This window comes from Mesorhizobium sp. M5C.F.Ca.IN.020.32.2.1, from assembly GCF_004023105.1.
In the GTDB taxonomy this organism is placed as follows: Bacteria; Pseudomonadota; Alphaproteobacteria; order Rhizobiales; family Rhizobiaceae; genus Mesorhizobium; species Mesorhizobium wenxiniae.
In genome coordinates this window covers 1-4,079 of sequence record NZ_RZSX01000601.1, presented here as the reverse complement: position 1 = coordinate 4,079, position 4,079 = coordinate 1, and the positions used below count along the sequence as shown (strand labels likewise).

Annotated in this window: 5 protein-coding genes; 3 read left to right on the top strand and 2 right to left on the bottom strand. The window is 61.7% G+C overall.

Translation table 11 applies throughout. From position 1 onward, the window contains the following. The coding region (locus EOA86_RS25155) for an MFS transporter (protein ID WP_128344147.1) at positions 1 to 579 on the top strand (579 nt) is incomplete at its 5' end. Between the two features lie 213 nt (positions 580 to 792). Here the strand turns inward: EOA86_RS25155 and carA are convergent. Then, the gene (gene carA, locus EOA86_RS25150; protein ID WP_128344145.1) at positions 793 to 1,995 is read right to left on the bottom strand and encodes a glutamine-hydrolyzing carbamoyl-phosphate synthase small subunit; all 1,203 of its coding nucleotides are present in this window, start codon (positions 1,993 to 1,995) and stop codon (positions 793 to 795) included. A gap of 278 nt (positions 1,996 to 2,273) precedes the next feature. Between carA and EOA86_RS25145 the strand changes: the two genes are divergently transcribed. After that, the gene (locus EOA86_RS25145) at positions 2,274 to 2,726 is read left to right on the top strand and encodes a GatB/YqeY domain-containing protein (RefSeq protein ID WP_206630126.1); all 453 of its coding nucleotides are present in this window, start codon (positions 2,274 to 2,276) and stop codon (positions 2,724 to 2,726) included. Positions 2,727 to 2,801: 75 nt separating this feature from the next. Here EOA86_RS25145 and EOA86_RS25140 read toward each other — a convergent pair whose 3' ends face one another. Further along, a complete protein-coding gene (locus EOA86_RS25140) occupies positions 2,802 to 3,263 on the bottom strand; it encodes a DUF1801 domain-containing protein (protein WP_128344141.1) in 462 nt (153 codons plus the stop codon). A gap of 18 nt (positions 3,264 to 3,281) precedes the next feature. Here EOA86_RS25140 and EOA86_RS25135 point away from each other — a divergent pair. Further along, positions 3,282 to 4,079 (top strand): arginase family protein (locus tag EOA86_RS25135; protein ID WP_206630125.1); only part of this gene is annotated, 798 nt, incomplete at its 3' end.

Sequence of the window (4,079 nt, the reverse complement as noted above, 5' to 3'; positions counted from 1 at the left end):
ATGATGTATCCGGCGGTGTGGTCGTTCGTCTCCAATTACCGCTATGGCTGGAACGAACAGCAGATCGGTTTCTCGCTCGGCGCCTTCGGTCTGTGCGGTGCGATCGTCATGGCGACGGTCCTGCCGCGCGTGATCCCCAAACTTGGTGAGTGGAAGACGGCGGTACTCGGTCTTGCATTCACGGCACTCAGCGCCTTCGGCTACGCCTTCGCGTCGCAAGGCTGGATGATCTATGCGGTGATCGTCGTCGGCTGTCTGGAAGCCTTGGCCGATCCGCCGCTCAGAAGTCTCGCCGCCGCCAAGGTGCCGCCTTCGGCGCAGGGCGAACTCCAGGGGGCGATGACCTCAATCTTCTCGATCACGTCGATCATCACGCCGCTGCTTTATACGGCGATCTTTTCCTGGTTCACCGGTCCGGGCGCGCCCGTGGTGTTCGGCGGGGCCCCTTATCTGCTCGGCGCGGTTTTTCTCACGCTGGCGCTCATCGTCTTCGTCACGAAAGTGGCCAAGCCGACGCCGAAGGAAGTCAAACGCATGCATGCGCAAGAAGCGGTGACCGACGGGGTTAATCTTCGTTAAGAGCGAATAAGCATGAAGGCGGCTCCATTTCCGCCGTCGCCGCCAGTCAATCCGTTTTAACGCAATTGCGGGCGCAAAGCCGGTACTCACTTTTCGTGGAAAATGCCCCAATGCATGTCGCCCAAAAGTGCGCCCAGCGGTTTTGGGACAACGACATGCACAAAAACAGGAACTTAAAGAGCGTCGCAGGGATCCCTTCAGACGCGACGCGCTTTAGGCGCGCTCCGCCAGCGCCGGCTCGCCGCGCTTTTCGCGGATGAGATTGACGAAGCGGCGGAACAGATAGTGCGAATCCTGCGGGCCGGGCGAGGCTTCGGGATGATGCTGGACCGAGAAAACCGGTCTTCCTGTCAGCGTGATGCCGCAATTCGAGCCGTCGAACAGCGAGACATGGGTTTCTTCGACGCCGCGCGGCAACGAGTCGGCATCGACGGCAAAGCCGTGGTTCATCGAGACGATCTCGACCTTGCCGGTGGTGTGATCCTTGACCGGATGATTGGCGCCGTGATGGCCCTGATGCATTTTGGCGGTTTTGCCGCCCAGCGCCAGCGCCAGCATCTGGTGGCCGAGGCAGATGCCGAACACCGGGATGTCGGTCTTCAGCAGGTCCTGGATCACCGGAACGGCATAGTCGCCGGTGGCTTCCGGGTCGCCGGGACCGTTGGAGAGAAAGATGCCGTCGGGCCGCATGGCGAGGATCTCCTCGGCGCCGGTGTTGGCCGGCACCACCGTGACCTTGGCACCAAGACCGGAAAGCAGGCGCAATATGTTGCGCTTGACGCCGTAGTCGATGGCGACGACATGCATGGACGGATCGGTCTGTTCGCCAAAGCCCTCGTCCCAGACCCAGGGCGTCTCGCGCCAGACCGAGGACTGGCCGGAGGTGACGTCCTTGGCCAGGTCAAGCCCGATCAGGCCGGACCAGGCGGCGGCGCGGCGCTTCAGATCGTCGATGTCGAAGATGCCGTCGGGCGCGTGCGCGATGACGGCGTTGGGCATGCCATTTTCACGGATCAGCGCTGTCAGCGCGCGCGTGTCGATGCCCGAAAGCGCTACGATGCCACGCTTCTTCAGCCATTGGTCGAGACCAGCTGCGGCGCGATAGCTGGACGGATTGGTGATGTCGGCCTTGAACACGGCGCCGACGGCGCCGGCGCGCGCGACCGGGTTGAGATCCTCGATGTCCTCGTCATTGGTGCCGATATTGCCGATATGCGGAAAAGTGAAGGTGACGATCTGGCCAGCGTAGGACGGGTCGGTGAGGATTTCCTGATAGCCTGTCAGCGCGGTGTTGAAGCACACTTCGGCGACGGCGGAGCCGGTGGCGCCAAGGCCGCGGCCCTCGATGACGGTGCCGTCGGCCAGCACCAGCAAGGCCGTCGGCTTCTCAGTGGCCCAGAGGGCGGTCGTTGCCATGGCGACACTCCTAAAGGGCTGCGCCCTTCGATCGGTCCGACGGACCACTCTGCGCAGCAAACCGCGCGCAGCGGCGATTTCGCAGCCAGCGCGCGCAACAAAAATTCAGTTCATGCAAGGCCCAGTACATAGGGGATGGCGCCAAGGCGGTCAATGATGCCACGCCGTACGAGCCCTGGATTTATTTCGTTGAACAATATCAGCGGTTTGCCGGGCGACGTCGAATTTGCCATGGGCTTTCGGCGCGGCTATTGTCCGTCGCATTGGAAGGAGAAAGCATCATGCGCGACAAAATCGCCGAATCCCTGAAGAGTGCGATGAAGGCGCAGGACAAGCGTCGGCTGCCGACCTTGCGGCTGATCCAGGCGGCCATTCACGATCGCGACATCGCCAATCGCGGCGCCGGCAAGGAGCCGGCCACCGATGACGAGATTTTGCAGATCCTGGCCAAGATGGTGAAGCAGCGCGAGGAGTCGGCCAAGGCTTTCGACCACGGCAAACGGCCGGAGCTTGCCGCACAGGAGCGCGACGAGATGGCTATCATCCGAGACTTCCTGCCGACGCAACTGGGCCAGGCCGAGACCGAAACGGCGATCCGCGCCGCCATCGCCGAGACCGGCGCCAGCGGCGTCAAGGACATGGGCAAGGTGATGGCTGCACTCAAGGAGAAATACGCGGGCCAGATGGATTTCTCCAAGGCGAGCGGCATCGTCAAGGGACTGCTGCAGTAGGGATTTTCCCCCTCTTGCGATGTGCTTCGACGAAGGCGACCCCAGGGAGCCAGCCCAGCCAGATGTGGATGATCCTCAACCGCTCTTCGGTTTCTTCTGAGAGCGGGTGGTGGTAGCTCGCCCTGACATGTTCAGTGCCACGGCGGCGCGAATGAGCGCCTTCAATGCCTCTTCATCGATCTTGTCGCCCTCATGGATATCGATGGCGCGCCTGGTGTTGCCTTCGAGACTGGAGTTGAAGAGGCCTGAAGGGTCCTCCAGTGAGGCGCCCTTGGCGAAGGTCATCTTCACAACATTCTTGTACGTCTCACCAGTGCAGATTATTCCGGCGTGCTCCCACACCGGAACTCCTCTCCACTTCCACTCCTCGACCACTTCGGGGTCGGCCTGCTTGATGAGGGTTCGGACCCGAGCGAGCATCTCGCCCCGCCAATCGCTCAGCTCGTTGATTCTCGCATCTATCAGCTGAGAGGGAGTGCCTCCTCCTTCTCCTTCCTTCGATCCGCTCGCTTTCATGGCTGTTGTCGCTTTGGTCATGATTGTACTGGGGTCCCCATGGCTTGTGCGCGTCCGGCGCCTCACGACGGCATCGATGCGGCGAGCCGTTTGCCGTTCCGGCGCGAACGCCTGGCCTATTGGCCTCATGCCAATGCCGGGCAACAAACTCTCAACATCGAGGAGGAACCTTCGTCCCTCCAGACCCGTTTTGCAACGAGGATCATACGAAATTGGAGCCCCGATTTGTCGGCGCGTTTGTTGAACATTATCGGCGCCGCCACCAGCGCCGGCGCCTATTCGCCGGGGCAGGAACAAGCGCCCGCGGCCTTTCGGCGACATGGGCTCGCAGAGGCGCTCGCGAGCCGAGGCAGAACCATCAGGGATGATGGCGATGTTGCATCGTTCCGATGGCGACCGGATCCCTCGCAGCCGCAGGCTATGAACCTAGAGGCCGTGCGCCACGCCTGTGACTTGGTCGCAAGCCACGTGGCGACGGCGATCGCAGCGCAGGAGGACGTGCTTGTTTTAGGTGGCGATTGTACTGTGGAGCTGGGAACGGTCGCCGGAGCAAACGCGGCCGGCGCGCGGATTGGACTCGTCTACATAGACTTCGACGCCGATCTCAACACACCCGACACGAGCGACGGCGCCTTGGACTGGACTGGTGTCGCTCATTTGCTCAATATTCCCGGATGCGAATTTTCGCTTGCCAGGCTCGGCCCAATCCGTCCGATGCTCGTGCCTCAGCAGCTCCTCTATTTCGGCGTCGAGAACATCACTCCGCCCGAAGCTGCGGTGATCAGAGATAACGCGATTAAAGTTATATCGCGTGAGGAAGCTTTGAGTGATATCGAG

Bases quoted from the DNA above. Each gene is read 5' to 3' on its own strand.
- EOA86_RS25140 (WP_128344141.1), bottom strand. From the start codon at position 3,263: ATGACCAAAGCGACAACAGCCATGAAAGCGAGCGGATCGAAGGAAGGA.
- carA (WP_128344145.1), bottom strand. From the start codon at position 1,995: ATGGCAACGACCGCCCTCTGGGCCACTGAGAAGCCGACGGCCTTGCTG.